General features: G+C 44.3%; 21 protein-coding genes and 1 other RNA gene. 8 read left to right on the top strand and 14 right to left on the bottom strand.

Going from position 1 to position 22,667, the window contains the following annotated elements; translation table 11 throughout:
• Together RH96_RS07355 and gpmI are read right to left on the bottom strand one after the other, a co-directional pair.
• Positions 1-1,437, bottom strand: coding sequence for a S41 family peptidase (locus RH96_RS07355; RefSeq protein ID WP_227500951.1), 1,437 nt, complete (start codon positions 1,435-1,437; stop codon positions 1-3).
• A 431-nt stretch (positions 1,438-1,868) separates the two neighbouring features.
• A complete protein-coding gene (gene gpmI / locus RH96_RS07350; RefSeq protein ID WP_010199268.1) occupies positions 1,869-3,524 on the bottom strand; it encodes a 2,3-bisphosphoglycerate-independent phosphoglycerate mutase in 1,656 nt (551 codons plus the stop codon).
• A 248-nt stretch (positions 3,525-3,772) separates the two neighbouring features.
• On the opposite strand from gpmI, the gene ssrS reads away from it, so the two are divergent.
• Positions 3,773-3,968: non-coding RNA, 6S RNA (gene ssrS, locus RH96_RS14750), on the top strand.
• A gap of 141 nt (positions 3,969-4,109) precedes the next feature.
• On the opposite strand, the gene RH96_RS07345 is transcribed toward ssrS, so the two are convergent.
• Positions 4,110-4,733, bottom strand: coding sequence for an FxsA family protein (locus tag RH96_RS07345; protein WP_010199266.1), 624 nt, complete (start codon positions 4,731-4,733; stop codon positions 4,110-4,112).
• Between the two features lie 259 nt (positions 4,734-4,992).
• Between RH96_RS07345 and ruvC the strand changes: the two genes are divergently transcribed.
• Complete coding sequence (ruvC, locus tag RH96_RS07340; RefSeq protein WP_010199263.1) at positions 4,993-5,577, top strand: crossover junction endodeoxyribonuclease RuvC; 585 nt, start codon at positions 4,993-4,995, stop codon at positions 5,575-5,577.
• A gap of 123 nt (positions 5,578-5,700) precedes the next feature.
• On the opposite strand, the gene RH96_RS07335 is transcribed toward ruvC, so the two are convergent.
• The 5 genes from RH96_RS07335 to RH96_RS07315 all read right to left on the bottom strand — a co-directional run bounded on the left by RH96_RS07335 (position 5,701) and on the right by RH96_RS07315 (position 11,282).
• A complete protein-coding gene (locus tag RH96_RS07335; RefSeq protein ID WP_010199261.1) occupies positions 5,701-6,615 on the bottom strand; it encodes an META domain-containing protein in 915 nt (304 codons plus the stop codon).
• 370 nt (positions 6,616-6,985) lie between these two features.
• Complete coding sequence (locus tag RH96_RS07330; RefSeq protein ID WP_010199257.1) at positions 6,986-7,648, bottom strand: glutathione S-transferase family protein; 663 nt, start codon at positions 7,646-7,648, stop codon at positions 6,986-6,988.
• Between the two features lie 254 nt (positions 7,649-7,902).
• Positions 7,903-8,541 (bottom strand): peroxiredoxin, encoded by a 639-nt coding sequence (locus RH96_RS07325; protein WP_010199256.1) that lies wholly within the window; start codon positions 8,539-8,541, stop codon positions 7,903-7,905.
• Between the two features lie 260 nt (positions 8,542-8,801).
• A complete protein-coding gene (locus RH96_RS07320; RefSeq protein ID WP_010199254.1) occupies positions 8,802-9,353 on the bottom strand; it encodes a zf-TFIIB domain-containing protein in 552 nt (183 codons plus the stop codon).
• 189 nt (positions 9,354-9,542) lie between these two features.
• Entirely contained in the window at positions 9,543-11,282 is a 1,740-nt protein-coding gene (locus tag RH96_RS07315) for a glutamine--tRNA ligase/YqeY domain fusion protein (protein WP_010199252.1), read from the bottom strand.
• A gap of 354 nt (positions 11,283-11,636) precedes the next feature.
• Between RH96_RS07315 and RH96_RS07310 the strand changes: the two genes are divergently transcribed.
• Positions 11,637-12,152 (top strand): peptidylprolyl isomerase, encoded by a 516-nt coding sequence (locus RH96_RS07310; RefSeq protein ID WP_010199251.1) that lies wholly within the window; start codon positions 11,637-11,639, stop codon positions 12,150-12,152.
• 101 nt (positions 12,153-12,253) lie between these two features.
• Complete coding sequence (locus RH96_RS07305) at positions 12,254-13,096, top strand: UDP-2,3-diacylglucosamine diphosphatase (RefSeq protein WP_010199250.1); 843 nt, start codon at positions 12,254-12,256, stop codon at positions 13,094-13,096.
• A gap of 100 nt (positions 13,097-13,196) precedes the next feature.
• Here RH96_RS07305 and orn read toward each other — a convergent pair whose 3' ends face one another.
• The gene (gene orn / locus RH96_RS07300) at positions 13,197-13,784 is read right to left on the bottom strand and encodes an oligoribonuclease (RefSeq protein ID WP_037033272.1); all 588 of its coding nucleotides are present in this window, start codon (positions 13,782-13,784) and stop codon (positions 13,197-13,199) included.
• A gap of 229 nt (positions 13,785-14,013) precedes the next feature.
• Between orn and rsgA the strand changes: the two genes are divergently transcribed.
• From rsgA to secB, 4 genes are all read left to right on the top strand, one after another.
• Positions 14,014-15,117, top strand: a complete 1,104-nt coding sequence (rsgA, locus tag RH96_RS07295) for a ribosome small subunit-dependent GTPase A (protein ID WP_010199247.1) — start codon at positions 14,014-14,016, stop codon at positions 15,115-15,117.
• A 141-nt stretch (positions 15,118-15,258) separates the two neighbouring features.
• The gene (locus tag RH96_RS07290; protein WP_010199245.1) at positions 15,259-15,714 is read left to right on the top strand and encodes a rhodanese-like domain-containing protein; all 456 of its coding nucleotides are present in this window, start codon (positions 15,259-15,261) and stop codon (positions 15,712-15,714) included.
• A gap of 302 nt (positions 15,715-16,016) precedes the next feature.
• Positions 16,017-16,280, top strand: a complete 264-nt coding sequence (grxC, locus tag RH96_RS07285) for a glutaredoxin 3 (protein WP_010199242.1) — start codon at positions 16,017-16,019, stop codon at positions 16,278-16,280.
• Between the two features lie 205 nt (positions 16,281-16,485).
• On the top strand, positions 16,486-16,938 hold the full coding sequence (gene secB, locus RH96_RS07280) for a protein-export chaperone SecB (RefSeq protein ID WP_010199239.1): 453 nt from the start codon (positions 16,486-16,488) through the stop codon (positions 16,936-16,938).
• A 202-nt stretch (positions 16,939-17,140) separates the two neighbouring features.
• Here the strand turns inward: secB and adk are convergent, their stop codons facing one another.
• The 5 genes from adk to RH96_RS07255 all read right to left on the bottom strand — a co-directional run bounded on the left by adk (position 17,141) and on the right by RH96_RS07255 (position 22,591).
• A complete protein-coding gene (gene adk / locus RH96_RS07275; protein ID WP_026037207.1) occupies positions 17,141-17,809 on the bottom strand; it encodes an adenylate kinase in 669 nt (222 codons plus the stop codon).
• 217 nt (positions 17,810-18,026) lie between these two features.
• The gene (gene ccmI / locus RH96_RS07270; protein ID WP_010199234.1) at positions 18,027-19,307 is read right to left on the bottom strand and encodes a c-type cytochrome biogenesis protein CcmI; all 1,281 of its coding nucleotides are present in this window, start codon (positions 19,305-19,307) and stop codon (positions 18,027-18,029) included.
• Positions 19,304-19,885, bottom strand: coding sequence for a cytochrome c-type biogenesis protein (locus tag RH96_RS07265; protein ID WP_413540224.1), 582 nt, complete (start codon positions 19,883-19,885; stop codon positions 19,304-19,306). Before RH96_RS07265 ends, ccmI begins: the two co-directional genes overlap by 4 nt.
• Positions 19,886-19,920: 35 nt before the next feature.
• Positions 19,921-20,559, bottom strand: a complete 639-nt coding sequence (locus tag RH96_RS07260) for a DsbE family thiol:disulfide interchange protein (protein WP_010199230.1) — start codon at positions 20,557-20,559, stop codon at positions 19,921-19,923.
• 1 nt (position 20,560) lies between these two features.
• Entirely contained in the window at positions 20,561-22,591 is a 2,031-nt protein-coding gene (locus RH96_RS07255; RefSeq protein WP_010199227.1) for a heme lyase CcmF/NrfE family subunit, read from the bottom strand.
• Positions 22,592-22,667: the final 76 nt, after the last annotated feature.

The raw sequence follows: 22,667 nt of genomic DNA, 5'->3' as shown, positions 1-22,667 counted from the left end.
CTACTTTTCGTCTGTCCGATTTTCGAGCATATTATCCTCTACAGCTGAATGTCTTACAAAGCGAATACCCGAAGCGAGCGCTTTTGCCCTGAGTAAATCAAGTGCCTGCTGCTCCCATGTATTCTCATTCCCCAGTAGAGCCACATCAGGCTCAACCCCGATACCATCTATCTTATTGCCAGCCGCCGTCACATAATTGGCAACAGTTAGCTTAACAGCCTGCTCGTCATTTACAGGTATCACCGACTGCACCGAGCCTTTGCCATAGCTCACCTCACCGACGATAGTGGCGCGTTTTTGCGCTTGCAAGCTGCTTGCTAATACTTCGGCGGCTGAGGCAGAATAACGGTTTTGCAATACCACTATGGGTAATGGCTTGAGTATCGCAGCGCCTTGGGTCGATAACACACGAGAGTCGTCTTTCCGACCTTTCACTTGTACCACATCAGTGTCCGCCATAAACAAACTAGCCACACTCACCGCTGAGGTTAAAACACCACCTGGATTATCACGCATGTCTAACAAAATACCAGATATCGGTGCTTCTAGGCTAATAAGACCTTGCAGCAGCTTTTCACGACTGTTGTTTTGAAAAGCGGGCAATTTCATCACCGCCATACCATCAACAAGCCGTGTCTCAATGACTTGCGGGTGGTTATTGTTACGCTGTAAAGTCGTGGTATGTTTACGGCGACCCGCTTTAGAAGTCACAATATCCACTTGTGTGCCTGCAATACCGGTTAAAAGTTGTTCTACATCATTGCTTTGTCTGTCGTCATCTAATTTGAATTCATCAACTTGATGCAGATAATCACCGACTGCGATGCCTTTTTTATCTGCGGGTGAGTCATTAAGAACTTCTGTGACGACCCAATAGCCAGCCTTTGGTCGATAGACCACCTTGATACCAATATCGCCGACATCCCCTTCGGTAAAAGCCCGCAGGTTTTCGTAGGCCTCAGCATCCAAAAATTCAGCGTGGCTATCGAGCTTGGTCAACATGCCACTCATCGCATTGTTAAATAACTCTTCGTCATTGACCGTGTCCACATATTCACGGCGTACCAAGTCCACGACCGCAACAAACGTTTTTAGAGTTTCAGGGGAAATAGCATTCAGTGACACTTGGCCTACTTCAGCAGGGATATCCGTATTGATATCGTCTGCCTCATCGGTCAAAGCGCTTTCATCTGCAACACTGTCTATCGCATCATCAGACGCGTCAGCAGCATCCAACATATCAGCGATATCAGACAAATTATCTGCACCGTTTTCTGCTGATATCTCATCAGCATCAAGACTGATAAGCTGCAGGCTGGCCGTCGGGCTGCTTTCATTATTTGTCGCAGCCTGTGCTTGCATGCCAACAACATTCAACCCTATGAGACTGGCCATGAGTACGGGTTTAAAGACGGTCGACGTTATCAATGCGGTCATCATTGATGGCTTTTCTAGTCGTTTAGACGCCGACGAACGTATAAGACAGATGGGATGCATAAAAACTCACCTAGATAAAAAGAAAACATGCAAAGTTATTGTTATCGGATAATTAATGAATGATATCTTGTAAGGTAGCATCAAGATCACAGCCAAGACTAGGGTAGTATTGCAAGTGATACCAAACTCAACAAGTACGATTGGCTGTGTCAAACTCGTTTAGTCTACAATGCGTAGCACTTATACTCGTTTTCCTTGCTGCTCTAATTTTTGTGAATGGTATAAGTTAAAAACCTATCCTAAAAAAGGGAAGGAGCATAGATACCCTTCCCTTTATCTTTTTCTTTCATTCGCTGGCTGCTTCAGCTGTACTTATGGCATTATCATAGGCATTATAATAGCCAGCATGCGAAAGTGTCAGAATGACTGAATCACGATACTGGAATCAATAGGTTTTCACCCGTCATTTCTACTGGCGCAGTGATATTCATCAATGACAAGATGGTCGGTGCGATATCGCTAAGCTTACCGCCACTACGCACTTGTACTTTTTGCTCACCAATATAAATCAGAGGCACATGCTCGGTCGTATGTTGGGTATGTACCTGTCCGCTTTCGTAGTCTTGCATTTGCTCAACATTGCCATGATCAGCGGTAATGAGCATATCGCCGCCAGCTGCTCGTACTGCCGATTCAATGCGGCCAACACAGACATCTAAAGCCTCTACCGCTTGCACGGCTGCTTCAAAGATACCGGTATGCCCTACCATATCACCGTTGGCATAATTGACGATTAGCACATCATATTTGCCCGATTCAATAGCAGCCACCAACTTATCGGTCACTTCAGGAGCGCTCATTTCTGGCTGCAAGTCATAAGTGGCGACATCTGGCGACGGCACAAGAATACGTGTCTCACCTTTATACTCTGCTTCGCGGCCACCACTAAAGAAAAACGTCACGTGCGCGTATTTTTCAGTTTCGGCAATACGCAGTTGCGTTTTACCTTGCGCTTGCAAATGCTCACCCAGCGTATTGGTCAGAGACGTTGGGTAATAAGCAATACTGGTCTTCGGGCTATCCGCTAAAATGTCTGAGTACTTGGTCAACATGACAAACGCGGCCAGTTTTGGCTGTTTATGACGGGCAAAACCTGAAAACTCATGATCTGGCAGCACAAATGCTTGCGCTAGCTCACGAGCGCGATCGGCACGGAAATTCATAAAGATAAGTGCATCATTATCATCGACGGTATAGGGCGTGTCGCCGCTCTCAATCACGGTAGTCGGATTGATAAATTCATCAGTTTCGCGGGCTTTGTAGGCGGCTTGGACAGCACCATCAGCACGGGTAGATAGACGATCGGCTTTGCCTTCCGTAATAAGCTCATAAGCTTTCTGTACTCGATCCCAGCGATTGTCACGATCCATCGCATAATAGCGACCGATGATACTGGCAATCTGTACGCGACCTTCATAATGGGCGTTAAGCTTGTTCAAGTATTCACGCAAACGATTGATATACTTATCAGCAGATTTAGGCGGCGTATCACGACCATCTAAAAAACAATGAACAAACACGTTTTTGGCACCGTGAACCAATGCCGAATGACACATTCCTTCGATATGGTCTTGATGCGAATGCACGCCACCATCAGAGAGCAAGCCCATAATATGAACATTACCCCCTTTTTCGTTAGCCGCTTTGACAGCATCGACCAAGGCTTCGTTTTTATAGAACTCGCGATTGGCAAGCTCACTTGAGATACGGGTTGAGTCTTGATATAGCACACGACCAGCACCTAGGTTCATATGTCCCACTTCAGAATTACCAAACTGACCATCTGGCAAACCAACATCTTCACCCGACGCAGAAATCAATCCATGCGGATATTTCTGATAGATCTTATCTAGATTCGGCATATTAGCCGCAGCAATGGCGTTATCCTTGTCTTCTTCACGATGACCAAAGCCGTCCAATATCATTAAGACATGCGGTGTTTTTTTATGCTGTGCGCTATCTTGCTTGCTATCAAGCTGCGCCTGATTGTCGTCAATAGATTCAGATTGTTGCTGGGTACTGGTCATAGATTACCGCTCCTCAAGTGAATGAACGCCTATACTGCTATATTAGGATATCGAAAGTTGTCTATATTAGCATACATCTTGAAATTGCTGAAAAACTGCGCGTTTATCCTGCTATTTCAATGCTTTCGACCCTTTTTTTCTGCTATTTATTTTATGGAAATGGTTGCTATTATTGCGGTGCTTTTCTAAAAAGACGTATTAATCTGTAAACCGAGCTTGCAATCAGCTATGCCATTAGTTAAGATAAATCTATTCTGAAGTGTTGGCTAGTAGATGTTTATTCCCTGAGCCGATAATGCTTTACCAGGATGTGGTACCTATTGCTTCATTGTGTATGCCTGCACCGCTTGCGGTGTATCAGGAAACCTGCAGAGGCAGTGACGCATCCGCCCTGAACTTCACGGTTCATGGGTCACCATCTTACGGCGGCACTTCGGTTGTTATATTCGGTTAGTCATGTCTCTATTTATATTCACTAGGTTTATTAATAACCCATAAGTTTATAAGAGATTCATAATAACTAACAAAAAGCCCCTCTCGTCAATGACGTAAGGGGCTTTTTTTATGTCAATTTTTCGCTATTTTTTATTCATCATTAGCAGATTTGGTAATCTTTTTGACATCTTTAGGAATATTTTTGGCAGTCCCGTCAACGGTTGTATGCTGCTTGAACACATCCCCAAATGGGTTTTGTTGTTGTTGACCAAATGGATTTTGGCCATTGATACCACCGCCAGCGCCACCAAATGGGTTTTGACCACCCATACCGCTAGCGCCGCCGAATGGGTTTTGACCGCCACCCATCTGTTTGGCCATCATCTCCATCATTTTTTGCTGGTTGTTCATGACGTAATTATTAGCAAAGTCTTTAAGCTTCTTTTGCACGGGTGGTAATACCACCAATAACGCGAGTAAATCGCTAAGCACACCTGGAATAAGTAGCAAAATACCAGCCGCTGCCATGGCCACACTTTTAAGCATGGTCGACTCTTGTGGGCGCATCGCTGGGTTCATCATGCCACCCGCTTTCATTTGCTGAGCCATCGGATTGAGCGCTGCCATACCTTTACGAATAAGGGTGATACCGATAACTGCGGCGATAATAAACCACATGAATACCCACCAACCACTCATAAACTGGGCAATTAAATACCACAGTAGCATCTCGATAATAAACCAAACGATGGCAATACCAACTATCTGACCCATAAAGTGTCGTCCTATAAAATAAAAACCAATAAATTGAGCGCCATACAAATTAAGATGGCTAACATATGATGTATATGGGGATTGATTGCTATACTATCAAACTTAAGGCGTATTTTTAAGCCATATAGTCGGGGCAATATAATTTGGATACAAGGAAGATGAGTAAAAGTACTACGAGTAGTAGGCTGAGCGAGTCTGACACCGTATCTGATTTATATAGGATTGAATATAAAACAAAATGTAAGTAAGACGGAATACTATGGCAATTATTATCGGGATTGACCCAGGCTCACGTATGACGGGTTATGGTATCGTGCAACAAACGGGCGATAAGCTGACCTATATTGACGCAGGTACCATTCGTACGGATACTAAAGAGATGCCTGAACGCCTAAAGCGCATTTTTAATGGCTTGACGCGTATTACTCAACATCATCTAAAATATGCAGAAGAGCCTATCTATACCGCAATTGAGCAGGTGTTTATGGCAGAGAACCCAGATTCTGCGCTGAAACTTGGACAAGCACGAGGCGCAGCCATTGCAGCGATGGTGGCACTGGATTTGGAAGTATCAGAATATACCGCACGCCAGATCAAGCAAGCTGTGTGCGGTTATGGTGCCGCAGCCAAAGAGCAAGTACAAGAAATGGTCTGCCGCATACTGTCTTTAGATGTCGTACCACAACAAGATGCTGCTGATGGTCTTGCCTGCGCTATTTGTCATGCGCATTCAAGCCATTCAATGAACAAGTTGCTCCTAAATAGCGCCATGCGTGGACGCGGTGCGTCTAAGAAAAAAGGTCGCTGGCGTTTGACGGAAGAAGATTTAGGTAATTTACGATAAGATAAGAAGCCAAAATACAGCAAACAACCATAAAAAAAACACGCGATCAAATGGCGCGTGTTTTTTGTTTCAACCATCTAAATGATTCAAATCATTTAACTATAATAAAATAGCTTCACTCGTCTACTCTGCGACGGCACTCTCAATCACCGCATCTAACACATAAGCATATTCTTCGCCTTCTGCACTCTCGTTATTGTCGATCTGATAGCGTTGTAGACGTAATACTTCTTCATGCATGCCGTCGTGTTGGTAGCCATCAATGTCACCCTTGAATGCTGCCCACTCGCCTTCGCTGGTTTTCAGGCCTTGATCATCGTAAGTGACAGGCTTGACTTGCAGACACATCCTAGAGTCAGCATCGCCACAAGCGATTTTTTCACTACTCACTGCCCAAAAGACGGTCTCGCCTTTGCTATTATATTTGGCTTGTGAAGTGAGCCTACCTGCCCAAATCAAGGTCATCGAATCATTAGTCACTTGCGTCAATAGTGGCCTCTCACCTTCAGTGACAGTTAACTCGCTACTACCTTGCATGAGCGTATTCAAGAGACTCTCTGCGCTATCAAGATTGCCACACGACATCTTAGTGCTCATACTATCTTCTATCGTTAATCTTTGAGCTTGTAATTCATAGGCAGCGCTCATCGTATTGCAGCCAACGCTATAACTTAAGGTATCTTGACCTTGATTAAATAATAGCGTCACCTGATCCTTAATATTTATCAGCGGTGCTAATGGTTGATCGCTCACACCTTTGGCAGTCATCAGTGTCCAACGATGGCGCGCAAGATTAGCAATCATCTGTTGTTCGACGCTGAGCTCAGTTACTTCAGATACCGCCACTGTCTCATTGGCATCAGGCTCAACTTCTGTGTTTGCTAGCGTAGCCCTCATCTCTGCACTTGCCGTAGCATCTGTCCCTTCGCTCTCCGTAGATGGGGCGTTTTTTTGACAAGCACCTAGTGTCAGACTGACTGCCAATACGCTGGGTAATAACAGTAGTTTTGTGATTGGTTGCCTTTTTATGTCTACCATACTACGCCTCTCTTACTAAGCTTATCTGATGCCTGCTATGACTGTATTAACTTATAAGGATTTTTATAGCTATTCATAAAATAAAACCAATAGCAGCAATCCGATACAATTTGACTACTATAACCTCGATCCTATTATCATATGTAATGAAACGTTTCATTTTATTAAAAATTTTTTAATAAATAAACATAGCGAGTTTTCGAAAAAACAGGGATGGCTAACAGTTCTAGTTAACCATCCCTATTTGGGTGTTCAATACAGCTATTTACACAGTTGATAGTTAGCACTTCAAATCACTAAAACCTAAAGCACGATTGACGATGTAACCGGTTCTAATTGCACGGAAAAAGTCAGATTTAATTACTGTCCACTACTCATTGGTCGCTTTAGGTTCTGCTTTTGCCAGTTTTTTAATACTAAAACGCTCATGCATTTTTTCATAAAACCGCGCAAGATTCGCGCCATGAGCCTTGGGGTCTACTTTTAATGCCTTGCCAAAGTCCAAGCCAAGATATAGCACGATGTCTGCAAAGCTCAGTTGATCCCCGACTAGATACTCGTGACCTTCTAAGCTTGTTTCGAAATATGCCAAGGCTTTGACAGCGCGCGCAATGGACGGTGCTACAAATTCTGGTACTTGGTCAACACGTTGTGCCTTTAACGGATGACTGTGCTGAAATGCCAGCATCAAGTTGTACAGTATTTCAAACTCCGCGATGCGGCGCATAGAGCACACTTGCGCGCGTTGTATGACATCGTTACCCATCACTGAGCGCTCACCATAAACGCGATCAAGATACTCACAAACCGCCTGCGAATCATTGAGCACCGTACCATCATCTAACGTTAAAACAGGTACCGTCTGCATCGGATTCATTTGAGTGAAAGCCTCTGACATCTGCTCGTTAGCAGAAAAATCAATGTCTATCACGTCAATGTCATCCATATCATCGACATCAATGCCTTTCGATGCAAGCAAAATAAGAGCTTTACGAGGGTTGGGTGCAGTACGGGTTATATATAGTTTTTTCATGGCAAATTCCTTTTAAGTATTATTTCCGAAAAGAACAATAACGATAACGATAACGATAACGATAACGGTAAATTTTTATGATGACCGTTATATTATCAAAGCACAGAAGTTTATTATTGCTCGCTTAGCACAGTGACTATTGGTTTTTTTATCATAGCAAAACCTTGTCGCTGCTTGTGATATGAATACTAAAAAACCCCATAACAGTAAGTTATAGGGTTTTTATTTTTTAAGCAATTACAAAAACGCGCACTTTATTTGTTAGGCGCTGGCGTGGTGCGCAAATAAGGCTTAATTTCTGTATGACCTTTAGGATAATTGGCAGCAATGTCTTCATTTTTTACGCTTGGTGGAATGATGACATCATCGCCGTCTTTCCAGTCGACGGGCGTGGCGACGTTATATTTGTCCGACAATTGCATAGCGTCAATAACGCGAATAATCTCATCGAAATTGCGACCACAGCTGGCTGGATACGTTAAGGTCAAACGTACTTTTTTGTTAGGATCAATAATAAAGACACTTCTAACCGTCGCTGTATTATCCGCATTGGGATGAATCATGTCATAAAGATTGGCCACGGTGCGCTCAGAGTCAGCAATGATTGGAAAGTTGACAGCAGTTCCTTGAGTCTCTTCAATATCGCCAACCCAGCCTTTGTGATCTTCTAAGCCATCAACTGATAAAGCGATTGGCTTCACATTGCGCTTTTGAAACTCGCCGCCTAATGCCGCGGTACGACCAAGCTCAGTCGTACATACTGGCGTATAGTCTGCAGGATGTGAAAAGAAAACCACCCAGCTATCCCCTGCCCAATCATAAAAATTGATGTCGCCGTCTGTCGTAGTGGCGTCAAAATTCGGTGCGCTATCACCTAAACGTAAATGTGCCATGCTTAATTCCTTAGCTATTGTTAGTCATGAGCGCTGGTCTCTAAAAGCCAATGTTTAAGCATTAGCATATAAAGAAAATCACGCGCTCTATTATTATCATTGACGCGCGCCCCTATAAGAAAGGACTGGCTACACGTCAGGAAAAACTTACTTTATCTTAACAAACTGATTATCAATGTCTTGTGACGGATTGTAATGTGGTTATTCTACTCTAAACTATCGGAGAACGTAGAGTCTGGGTCAGTTCTATAATAGCCCTGTTAAGGTTTATGTTGTGACAAATAATGCTGAATATCACTTTTTTGTGGATGATCACTCAACCACGTCGCAAAATCTTCAACTTTATCAAAATCTGTGCCTAATTTCTGCTGATAAAGTTTTTTAAAAGACTGATCGCGATCTTGATTTCTTAGTTGCTGTTGCCACGGCTCACTCATTACCGCGGTGAGTTTATCCTGCATGTTTAGATATTTGAGTAATGACCATTCACCTCGGTCTAACCAAACATCATCACAAGTGTGGCAAACGTTAATGGTGTTTTTATGCTCATTGTTAATGCGATATTTCAGCATAAACTTGCGACAACGTTGACAGATGAGCGCATTATCTGTGTTGTCTAATTCATCTGCACTAAAAGAGTCTAAGGTCTCATTCGCATTATTGACAGCAGGATGATTCTCAAGCCAAGTACGATAGCTTAGTAAATCGAGGTAAGTCCCTTCGCAGGCTTCGCACACCAAAGCTGACAGGGTATCATCAAGCTTAGTCGGTGATAAGGTTTGGTTGGTACATTTATAGCAATATAAACTCATAACATCCTCTTTTAAGGTTAAGTTTAGGGCGTGTTTGATAATTCACAACAAAACAAATAGGCACTGTCTGTAGATTTATCATTTTTCACAAAAAAACCCATCCCTAGCGTACTAGAAATGGGCCAGCTTGCAAACTACTTTTGTTTAGTATCGTCTCAGATAAACGTTAGTAGCGCTAATCGCAATAAATCAAGCAGGTTTATAACTGTCACGCAAGCTGACAATTTGATTAAACACAGGCTTGTCACTACTGTGCTCTTCGCTATCAGAGATAAAGTAGCCCTCACGCTCAAACTGGAAGCGCGTGCCAGCATCAGCATTGACCAATGATGGCTCAACCACGGCATTCAGCTCGGTCAGTGAGTTAGGGTTCAATGCTTGATGGACGTCACTGACATTACTCGGATCTTCAACACTGAATAGCGGCTCGTATAGACGCACGGTGGCTGGAATCCCTTGGCTCGCCGATACCCAATGAATCACGCCTTTAACCTTGCGGCCTTCAGGATTTTGACCCAAGGTCGTCGGATCAATCGTCGCTTTTAGCTCCACGACGTTGCCGCTATCATCGGTAATATGCTCGGTCACGGCCAATACGTAAGTATTACGCAAACGAATTTCTGGCTTTTCAGGTGATAGACGCTTATAGCCTGCTGGCGGTTCAATCTCATAATCGCCTTTATCGATATAAAGAGTCTCGGTAAACGGAATCTCACGCTCGCCCATATCGATATTAGGATGATTTGGCTGCGTCAACCATAAGGTTTGTGCCTCAGCGTCAAAGCGCGCATTGACGCTATCCGCTTTTAGCGCTTCCCACTGGCTGACCGCATCGCTGAAGTTGGTAATGGTGACTTTTAACGGCTTAAGCACTGCCATGCCACGTGCTGTCGTATTGTCTAACGACTGACGAATACTAAATTCTAGCAAACGCATATCAGTCACACCATCCGCTTTAGAGACACCAACGCGATCACAGAAATCACGCAAGCCTTCAGGCGTATAGCCGCGACGACGCATACCAGCGACGGTTGGCATGCGTGGATCATCCCAGCCATCGACGATAGCTTCATCGACCAATTGCTTGAGCTTACGCTTACTGGTCAACGTATGGTCAACATTGAGGCGTGAGAACTCATACTGATGCGGCGGTTGCTCGAAGCCGATTTTATTGACAATCCAATCATAAAACGGACGATGGTCTTCAAATTCAAGGGTACATAGCGAATGAGTAATGCCTTCTAAGGCATCTGACAACGGATGGGCAAAATCATACATAGGATAGATGCACCATTTATCACCGGTCTGATGATGTTCTTGATGCATCACACGGTAGATAATTGGGTCGCGCATATTCATATTGGCATCAGTCATGTCAATTTTGGCACGTAATACGGCAGTGCCGTCTGCATATTTGCCGTTTTTCATGTCTTCAAACAATGCTAAATTGTCTGCGACGCTTGCATCACGCTGCGGTGATGCCTTGCCTGCTTCATTGAATGAGCCACGATTTTCTTTGATTTGCTCAGGGGTTTGTAGGTCAACGTATGCATCGCCTTGCTCGATCAACTGCACCGCCCAAACATATAGCTGGTCGAAGTAGCTAGAAGCATGCAGCGCGTCGCCTGCCCAGTCAAAACCCAACCACTGTACATCGTTTTTGATATTATCGATGTAATCTTGCTTTTCAGCCGTTGGGTTGGTGTCGTCATAGCGCAAATGACAGATACCACCAAACTCTTTAGCGACGCCAAAGTTCAGGCAAATGGACTTTACGTGACCCAAATGCAAGTAGCCATTTGGCTCAGGCGGAAAACGGGTCACAATCTGCTGGTATTTTTGCGCATTGACATCATCACGAATGATATTACGAATAAAGTCGTTTTTTTGTTCATCTTTTTGTGCATTGTTGCTTGAGTGCTCACTCATCGGGCATTGCTCCTAACGCAAATTGTCCATTCATGCAGCGTGCCATCACGCCTCATGAAAACTTAAACCAAGCTATTAAAATCGGACTATTAAAACTAATTTACTAAAACTAAGTTACTAAAAATGGATGATCATAAACCCAATTGTTAAAATTGGCGCTGTCAAAATCAGCGTTCAAAAATCATTAAAAATGGAAAGTTGCGTTATTCTATCAGCTTTTGCAAACGCATTAACAGCCAGATACATGACACGGGATAAAAAAGCCGTTAGACTAGCCATAACTTTTAACCACCAACTTTTTATCCACCACTTAACAGCGTCATTTTAGGCGCTGCAATCAAAAAGGAATATCTTATGGTAGACATGCCACCAGTAGTAGAGCTTGAAACCAATATGGGTGCGATCGTTATCGAACTCAATGAAGAAAAAGCGCCAAAAACCGTAGAAAACTTTTTAAACTATGTAAAATCTGGTCATTATGACGGCACGATTTTTCATCGCATCATTGATGGCTTTATGATTCAAGGCGGTGGAATGGACGCTGAAATGAATGAAAAAGCAACCAATGCCCCAGTTGAAAACGAAGCAGACAATGGTCTAAAAAATGATGCTGGTACGATTGCGATGGCGCGTACGCAAGATCCGCATTCAGCAACCAGTCAGTTTTTCGTTAACGTAAAAGACAACGATTTCCTAAACCACTCTGGCAAAAACATGCAAGGTTGGGGCTACACTGTATTTGGTAAAGTAACAAGCGGTATGGATGTGATCGAAAAAATGCGCGGCGTTCCTACTGGTCGTTTCGGCATGCATGCTGACGTACCAAAAGAGCCAGTCGTTATCAACTCAGCGACCATCATTACTCAGTAATAGTTATTAAAGAATGGCTTCTCAGTAACAGTTATTAAGTGATAGTTAAGATATAAGCATTATTGATAGAAGCTTATGACAAGTCACGAGGATAAGGATAAATGCAAAGTTTTGACCATCTAATTACCACCCGCCCTCATGAGGTGCGGCAAGTATTGATTAGCGATTTGCATTTATCGCCTGAAGAGCCTGCCTTAGTGCAGGCTTTTTTGGCGCTACTAGATGATTGCCTTGCCTTGCCTGCGCTTAAGCGCCTATTCATCTTGGGCGATTGGTTCGAAGTTTGGCTAGGCGATGATGTGTATTTGTCCTTATCAGAAGAGGGGCGACAAAGTCATTGGCTTACCCCACTTATTACTAAGTTGAAAAAACTACGGGTAGCTGGCTGCGAGATTTTAGTCATGCATGGCAACCGTGATTTTTTATTGGGGCAGCCTTTTTGTAATATATTCGGTGGCGAACTTATTTTTGAGCCTTACGCCTTAAAAGTCGGTAAACAAAACTACCGCTTAGAACACGGCGATGCCTTGTGTACTGATGATAAAAAGTATCAGTTTTTTCGCAAAGTAATGCGCAATCCTATGACCCAATGGTATTTGCTGAACAAACCGCTAAAAAAACGTCTGGCTATCGCCGATAACATGCGTAAAAAAAGTCAAAAGAACAATGCTAATAAAGCCGCACATATTATGGATGTTAATGACAAAGCTGTGGCAGCCGCAGTGAATAACAATGACGCGCTATTACATGGACATACTCATCGCCCTGCCATTCATCAAAGGGAGAATGATAAGATACGTTATGTCCTTGGCGACTGGCGCTTGCTCGATGAAGAAAAACGCCAATCCAAAGTTAGTGCGGTGATTGGTGCGGTTATATCTGAAGAACACTTAGAGCATAATAATGCTGAGTTTAGCTTGGTTGAGTTTAGCTATTTAGTGTAGGGTGCGCCTCATTAAGTACCTTTCATTTAAAAGAAAAAGGGTCTATTGCATAAGTAACAGACCCTTTTTTATACCCTTTCACATTCTGCTAACCATTATACTAAGGCATGAGTTTAAAGAAATGCTGACGATAATGCTTTAGTTCACGGATAGAATCGCGAATATCATCCAATGCTAAATGACTGCCACCTTTTTCAAAGTTTCTGAGAATATCAGGACGCCAGCGGAAACACAGCTCTTTAATCGATGACACATCGAGGTTGCGATAATGGAAGAATCGCTCAAGCTCCGGCATTTGGCGCGCCATAAAGCGGCGATCTTGACAGATGGAGTTGCCACACATGGGTGACTTGCCGCTATCGACCCATTTATTGAGGAACTTAATCGTCTCGGCTTCAGCTTCTGCCAATGTCACGGTACTACGGCGCACACGATCCACCAACCCTGACTGCCCATGCTGCTTGGTATTCCAATCATCCATGCCGTTTAAAATACGGTCAGACACTTTGATAGCGAATACAGGTCCTTCAGCAAGGACATTGAGATCCTCATCCGTCACCACGGTAGCAATCTCGATAATCTCATCGTTGATGGTATCAAGTCCGGTCATTTCTAGGTCAATCCATACCAGCCCTTTTTTGCCTTGGTTTCTGATTTTAATCTTATTGGGATGGTCATCGGTACTCATATTTTGTCCTATAGTCAAAAAAGTTTGGAACAACTTTGGCGCAGTATTACTTACATAAATCATCGCCAGCTGGCAACGCGCAGATGGCATTGCTGTGCGCTTGGTAGTTCATAACGTCCAAAAAAACTTAAACATTACAAAACCACTGTCTGGCACAGGCGCTTTAGGCTGTATGTTAGCAAATTTTCACGCTACACTTAGCAATATTTTTTTAATAGGTCACACTCTCATGGCATTAATCCGGCAACGCAAGCTGACCAAACAACAGATTCGGCGCATCGACAAACAACAGCTGGTCAGTCAAGACAGCATCGATGAGAGCTTGATGGATGGCGTGGTCATGGCGCACTATGGTAAGCAATTAGAAGTACAAGTCACCAGCTTGCCAGCGGTCATCCCAGCGCAGCCAGAAGTTGCCCCTGATGATCCTGAGCCGTTTTGGCAAACGCTTGAATTGGGTGATATTTGGCGCTGTCATGTACGTACCAATTTGCCGATGCTGGCCGCTGGTGACCAAGTACGCTGGAGCGCCGATTCTAATACGGGCTTTGGACGTATCGAATCAGTCAAGCCGCGCACGTCTCTTGTCTCACGCCCTGATCGCTATCATAAGCTCAAACCGGTTGCTGCCAATGTCGATATCCTTGCCATTGTGTTTGCACCGCTGCCTGCTGCTGCACCAACCTTAATCGATCGCTATTTGGTCGTCTGTCATCATGCTGGTGTAAAGCCGCTATTGGTGCTGAATAAAGCCGATTTACTAGCAGCAGAAAACGGCGTCGATACCAGTGAGCTGTTGGCACAGTATGCTGCCCTTGGTTATGAGAGCGTATTAACCTCAGTTGATTGCCCAGAAAACGTCGCAGATAGCGATGAGCAAGAAGGACTGGATGAGCTCAAGCGCTACATCGATAAAAAGCTGGTTATTTTTGCTGGACAATCGGGCGTTGGTAAAAGCAGTTTAATCAATGCGCTATTGCCAGACTCTGGGCAGATCGTCAATATCATCTCTGAGAACTCAAAGCTTGGTCAACATACCACCACCACCAGCCGTCTGTTACCCTTCAACCCTGATGATTTAACCCAAGGCGGTATCGTTGATACGCCGGGTATTCGCGAATATGGTATTTGGCATTTGACGCCGGATGACATCATCTCAGGCTTCGTTGAGCTTGCACCACTGTCAGGTGACTGTCAATTCCGTGATTGTCGCCACACTCATAACAGCAAAGGCTGCGCGTTATGGCAAGCGGTTGCTGACGGTGAAGTGCTGCAACGCCGCGTTGAAAATTTGGTGACGCTAAGAGAAGAAGCTGACACCAAACCTTATTAACCGTTGCCTTATTAACTGTTAAACGTTAGGTTGAGCATCACACGTTTACTATAGATGACCTTATCGGTATAATAGCGCCTTGTTCAATATCGTTAGGCTGTCTTCTCAGCTTAACAGAACACTCATTTTTGGAGGTATGTTTTGGATCGTGCGCTAGAATTTGTGGGTAACCACCCGTTTTTATTTGGCATATTAGCCGTACTTGCCGTACTGTTCTTTGCCATCGAAAACAAACGTAGCGGTAAGAAAATATCGCCCAATACCCTTGGGATGATGGTGAACTCGCAAAACGCGCAGCTTATCGATATTCGAGCCAAAAAGAAGTTTGAGACCGGTTATATCCAAGGCAGCCGCAACATACCTTTTACTGATCTCAAAGACCGCATCGAAGAGATTCGTGCGATTGAGCATCCAGTCATCATCATTTGCGATATGGGCGTGCAAGCAGGCGCAGCCATCCAAATGATTGGCAAAGACAGTGTTTACCGCTTAGAAGGCGGTGTTGGCGGTTGGCAAAGTGCTGGCATGCCGTTGGTCGGTGTAAAAGATGCCAAATCTAAGAATAAAGGTAAGGCAAAACCGAGCTTGCATAAGTAGCTTGCGTAAACCTACTTAATCAAATAGCTTGCTCAGGCTACACGCTCGTTCTCACTGCTAGCAGCGCAAAGTTAGAAAAAAGACACTTCTTCATTGGGTGTCTTTTTTTGTGTGGCATTTACGCTACTGTCACACCTTTTGGGCTTAGCCAGCTTGAATTTATGCTACCCATCCCCACTTTATAATGAGCATAACCAATTACATTTGTAATTTACTCGTTGGTGACGGATTATAATATTTTTTATAACATGAGTGTTTATAATAAAACTGTTGCCGCATAAACTGATAAATAAGGATTTACCATGACTGTATCTGTTAAAGTTTACACCACTCCTATCTGCCCTTACTGCTCAAACGCCAAACAACTGCTAAAATCTAAAGGCGTTGACTATGAAGAAATCGGCATGCATGACATGAGCAGCGATGAGCGCCGTGCTTTGATGCAAAAAACCAATAACTATCGCACCGTACCACAAATTTTCGTCGGTGAGACTTTCGTTGGTGGTTTTGATGAGCTCAATCAAATGAACCAACAGGGTAAACTTGATGAGCTACTAGCAGGTTAATCTGTTAACTTTGCTGACTGTCACTCTTTACCTGTGCTATCTTTGCGTTTGTAAAGATTTGATATTCGAATATCAACAACGGCAAGAATAAAAAATTGGTAAAAAAAATATCGAGATAATGTCTAAATAATATCGAAACATAGTCTCGATTTATATTACAATTATTATTTGCCCACTCATTTGATTAACTTTTAGAGGAATTATCATGGCTGAAGAACAAGCACAACCACAATTGGCACTAGAACGCATTTATGTCAAAGACATGTCACTTGAAGTACCAGGCGCTGGCGTATTCACCAAAGAGTGGAACCCTGAGCTAGATATCAACTTATCAAGTAACGCTGAAAAACTTGACGACGATCATTATCAAGTAATTTTGACGGTAAGCGTCACGGCTAAAAACGCAGATGAAGCGGCGTTTATCGCTGAAGTGCATCAAGCCGGTATTTTCTTATTAAAAGATATTCCAGAAGATCAAATTGGTCAAATTTTAGGTGCATACTGCCCTAACGTGCTATTCCCATACGCTCGCGAAGTCATCAGCGACATCGTGACGCGTGGTAGCTTCCCGCAGTTATTGCTAGCACCTGTTAACTTTGATCAAGCTTACGCACAAAGCCAGCAACAAGCGCAAGTAGATGCTGAAGGTAACGCATAAGTTTTAAATCAGAAGTGTACTGACTTTATAAGTCGTATATTTTGATAAAAAAGCCGTTTACTCATGATGAGTGAGCGGCTTTTTTTATGGATTGGTTTCCATAATATTAAGGCAGTTTTATAACTATCAATTTTTGGACATAAAAAAACCCTGCTAATGAACAGGGTTTTTACTGACTACATCTATCATTTACAATCGATAGCTAGCCTTTTAGAGCGGATAAGATTTGTTGCTTAACCTCATCGATGCCTTGAGTACCATCAAACTTGTCATAGTTAGGCGCTGCATTACCAACATCGCCGCCTTCTTTGGCTTTGTCTTGATAAAAACCAACGAGCGCTGATGTTTGCTCATGATAAGTAGACAGACGGTCGCGAATGGTAGACTCTTTATCGTCTTCACGCTGGATAAGCGCTTCGCCAGTCACATCATCAAGGCCTTCTTGCTTCGGTGGATTATGATCCACATGATAAACTCGACCTGAGCCTGGATGCTGGCGACGACCAGATAGGCGATTGACGATTTCATCATCAGGCACACTGATTTCAATCACATGATCAATCGCAACGTCTGCATCAGCAAGTGCTTGAGCTTGCGGAATCGTACGTGGAAAACCATCCAAGATACAACCATTCGCGCAATCAGGCTTAGCGATACGTTCTTTCACTAGGTTGATGATGAGATCGTCAGAAACCAAACCACCAGCATTCATAATGTCTTTGGCTTGTTTGCCAAGCTCGCTACCTTCTTTGATTGCTGCACGCAGCATATCACCCGTTGAGATCTGCGGAATATCATATTCTTTAGAGATAAACTGGGCTTGGGTACCTTTACCGGCGCCTGGTGGACCTAGCAAAATAATACGCATCATTACACGACTCTCCTTAATAAATGGGATTTTGGGACAAATAAAAATCAGGGATTGGTTGATTGCAAAGCTACCTTACCTTGTGGCTTTACAAAGCTCAAGTATTTTCATTATTACTGTGATAAGTTGCCATGACTTATCTGTTCATATAATGCTATTGCGCGTGACTCCGACGGGCAACAGCAGTGGTATTAAAAACTGATGGTGTGAGGGGATTATATCAAGGAACCTGTTGATTGATATCAACGTTGACCTGATTTTGCTCAGCGCTAATCACCACAGGATTACCCGATAAATCACCTGACTCTGCACTGGCATTGCCGCTATGGCTAATGCGGGCAATGACGGCCAACTGTATTTTGCCTGCACGGGCAGATTTTAGCGTTCTTGTCGGCATCATGGCATCAAGATCGCTTAAACTGATATTGACCTCACCTTGCTTAATCACGCTAATTGGCAAACGCTTAGCAGCAAACGGCGGACCACCTTTGACATCGCGTATCGCTACAAACAAAACATCATCGCCTTTGACCAGCGGTAACAAACTGGCGTTGATCGTTATTGTGACGTCGATACCTTCAGAGGCTTGTTGTTGCTGAGTCGTCACATTAGCACTCAACTCGTCCAAACTGGCCAGCGCTTGTGTATGATCCCCAGGCTTGCCCGCAATACTAGCGCGCAAACGCTTAATCCAGCCTTGTGCTTGATCAAAGTTACTACTGCGTGCCTCACCCATTGCCATGAGCATTTGCGCACCCTCATGCTGTGGATTTTTGGCTAAAACCGCCTCCAAAACACGACGACTATTATCATCCAACTGCCCTTTATTGGCAAAGAAGCTAATCTGTGCGTACGTCGTCGCAATCTCTTCGTTATCTGGCGACAATCGATAGGCGCGCGACAATGCTTCTAGTGCCGAGTCCGTCGCCTCTAACGATAAGAACAACTCTGATAAGCGCATCCAGCGATTGTAGTCATCAGCGTGGCGATAGACATTGGTTTGCATAGCGCTAATCAGCTGCTGCCCATCTTCAATGGCCCATGCTGGCGGCTGGTCAATCTTACCTGTGAGTAAATCATCAGCAACTTGACCAACTTTATCCTCGGCAGCCCACAACTCAAAAACAGGCGTGCGATCACCGATCATCAGATATGCCATGACCGCCAAGACCGGCACCCAAACTATAATAATTAATCGGCTTTTGATACCCGGTACGACCATCGGTGCTACAACGCGCTGTGCATCTAAAAGCTGACGTTCAAGCTCAAGCTTTTGGGTTTGATAATGGCTATCATCAATCGTGCCAGCATCCTTATCCGATTTTAGTTCTGCTAGGCGCGCCCGAAAGACAGCGATATTGATATCGAGTAGCTGATTGTCCACGGGTTTATCTGGTGCGCGTGAGGCTCTTAACCACGGCATGATGGCGATAACACCAAGGATCAAAGCGATAAATAAGCTTAGAGCAATGAATAAGCCAACGGTAGAAAATAGGGTCATTTTTTGTCCTCGAGGCTGGTGGTGTCATGATCCGTTCTATTGACGCTATTATTGCTATCGGCGCGTGATAACAGGCGATCAAGTTCAGCTTTTTCTGCTGCCGTCAACGCAGCCGCGCTACTGTCCATCGTCACTCCACTTTGACCACTGGCAATACGCTGATGGCGCTTACTCTGCCAAAACCAACCAACAATTAAAAACACCAGTAATAACGGCGGGAAAAACCATAGTATCCACGTCGAAGGACGGACAGGTGGCTTATAGCTAATAAAGTCACCATAGCGCTCCTGCATATAACTGCGAATCTCGGTATCACTACGACCATCTTTGACCATATCGTAGGTTTTTTGCTTTAGGTCTTGAGCAATTGGCGCATCAGAACCTGCGAGGTTTTGATTTTGGCATTTGGGACAGCGCAGCTCTTCGATGAGACCACGATACTGGGCTTCTTGTTGTATAGAGTCAAAGTCGTAAACGTCAATGGCGGCATAAGCGGTCATGCTTACGCCCATAGCAAGACTTATACTTAACAAACAGGCAGATATAAAGCTGGCGAATGTCGTGCTCAGAGTCTTCATGTGCTTTATAAGCATAGTCGTTATAGACATCGTCATCATTTGCACGCCTCCTTGACCTGAGTAGCGTCAGGACTGACATTACGCTTATTGGCTTCGTTGAGTACCATGAGACAAGGCGTGATACGACTTTGCCAATTGCTCTCATTAATCTCACCGATGATATGCTGACGAATCACCCCTTCACCATCGACGATGAAAGTCTCAGGCGCACCCGTCAAACCTAAGTCTAGAGCAAACTGTCCCGATAAATCCTGAATAGACATCGAGAATGGATCACCACCACGGTTGAGGTAGCTGAGGGCATCACCAATCTCATCTTTATAGTTGACGCCAACCAAATTGACACCGCGCTCTTCTAACTGCATTAAAAAAGGATGCTCGATAATACAAGTGGGACACCAAGAACCCCAAATATTCAGCAAAAACGGTTGATCAGGCAGATTGTCATTGGTCATAATTCGGCTAGTATCGGATAACAATGGCAGCTCAAAAGCAGGTACTGGACGCTCAAGCGCGGTATTGGTAACGATCTCAGTCGGCTGACCCAAGCGCATGTAGAGCATAACCACAAAGCCTGCAAAGACGATGAGCGGAATGACAAACCATATCTTTAGCTGCTTTTTATTTATGGTCTTGTTGCCGTTTTGATTAGAGGTATTATTTGACCTAGTCATACTATTTGTCCCCCATCTTTGCTGCTGGTACTTCTACATCTGCTACTGTTGCAAAACCTGCAGCATTAATCACATTTTGGCTGACAGTCTTAGGCTTTTTAATTCGATAGCGCTTATCTAACATACTTAGCAACCCACCTAGAGCCATAATAATAGCACCAAGCCATATCCAACGAATCAACGGCTTCACATAGATGCGTACCGCCCATTGGTTGCTGTCTTTAGCAATCGGTTCGCCAAGTGCCACATAGACATCACGCATGAGGCTGGCATCAATCGCCGCTTCAGTCATCGGCATCATACTAATGATATAGTTACGCTTTTCAGGGTACAAGGTAGTCACATCTTGACCGTCCTTGCTTACTAATACCTCGGCTTGTGTCGCATCAAAGTTACTGCCTTTGACTTCGCTAAAGCCTTTTACGGTAAAGTCATAGCCTTGCACGTGGACGCTATCGTTTGGTCCCAGCGCCACGTCACGCTCGATACTCAGACTGCTAGTAAAGGCAATACCGATAACTGCTATTAAGACGCCAATGTGTGCCGTTTGCTGACCCCAGTAGCTCAAACGTAATTGACTTAAGCCTTTTAAAAGGCTCGGTGCATTTTTGGTTTTGTCTTTGAAGTCGACCACCATCCAGAACAACACCCAAAAGCTAACGGCCAAAGTAACGCCAATATTGAGCATAGAAGAGGGATGGACAAAGTAGGTAATAATGGCCGCAAGCACCAGACTACTAACCGCAATGACCATACCAACGCCTAGTAATGGACGCTTGTCTTTTTTCCAACGGATGTTAGAGCCCATACCCATTGCAATTAACAACAACCACGTTAAAGGCACAAATAGCGCATTGAAGTAAGGAGGACCAACGGACACTTGACCTAAATTAAAGGCATCAGCAATGATAGGATATAGCGTGCCAAGCAGCACCACCAAGGTCGAAATCAAAATTATGACGTTATTGATGACTAAGAATGACTCACGCGAGATGAGCTGGTACTGACTCTCAACCGTCAAGCTCCAGCCGCGGATAGCAAACATCAGTAAACCACCGCCAACGATCACACCCAAAATAACCAAAATAACCAGACCACGTGTTGGATCAGCTGCGAACGAATGCACCGACGTAATGACCCCAGAGCGAACTAAGAAAGTACCGAGCAGACTGAGCGCAAAGGCAAAAATTGCCAGCATAATCGTCCAAGCCTTAAAAACACCACGCTTTTCTGTGACTGCTAGCGAATGTAATAAAGCAAGACCAGCAAGCCATGGCATCAGTGAGGCGTTCTCTACCGGATCCCAGAACCACCAACCACCCCAGCCAAGCTCATAATAAGCCCACCAAGAGCCTAGCGCGATACCAATGGTCAAAAAACCCCACGCAGCCAATGCCCATGGACGCGACCAACGTGTCCAAACGGCATCCAAGCGCCCTTCCCACAGTGCAGCCATACAAAAAGCAAACGGCACCACCATACCCACATAACCCATATACAGCATAGGTGGATGAATAATCAGACCGAAATCTTGTAGAACCGGGTTTAAATCGGCACCATCAACAGGCAAGTTAGGCAAGGTACGATCAAACGGCGATGAGGTAAAAATCAGCATCGCCAGCATCATCATCTGTACGCCAGCCAAGATCACCAGTACGCGCGCGCGCATAGATAGCGGCAGACCACGGCTAAAGTAAGATACCAAGGCACACCAAGTGGCCATGATGGTCATCCAAAGCAACAATGACCCTTCATGCCCGCCCCATGTCGCTGATAGCTTATAGTACCAAGGCAACAAGGTATTAGAGTGCTGGCTGACGTAGACTAGGCTAAAATCATTATAATAAAAGCCTGCCATCAAAGCGCCAAACGAGATAATCATTGCGGCAAACTGTGCCCACGCCAAACTTGGCGCCAAACGCTGCCAAGCAACGTGATCACGCATAACGCCAATGGTTGGTAATACTACTTGCAAAATCGCCAACATAAAAGCGATCAGCAAGGCAAAATAACCCAATTCTGTGATTAACATACGGTCTAACCTTGTTTACCTTGGATACAATTAAAGGTTCACCGATGGCATGGTTAGCCACTGGAAAACACTAAAT

The sequence above is a fragment of the Psychrobacter sp. PAMC 21119 genome (assembly GCF_000247495.1).
In the GTDB taxonomy this organism is placed as follows: Bacteria; Pseudomonadota; Gammaproteobacteria; order Pseudomonadales; family Moraxellaceae; genus Psychrobacter; species Psychrobacter glaciei.
The sequence above is the reverse complement of the archived record's forward strand: the minus strand, read 5'-3'. Positions and strand labels throughout refer to the sequence as shown.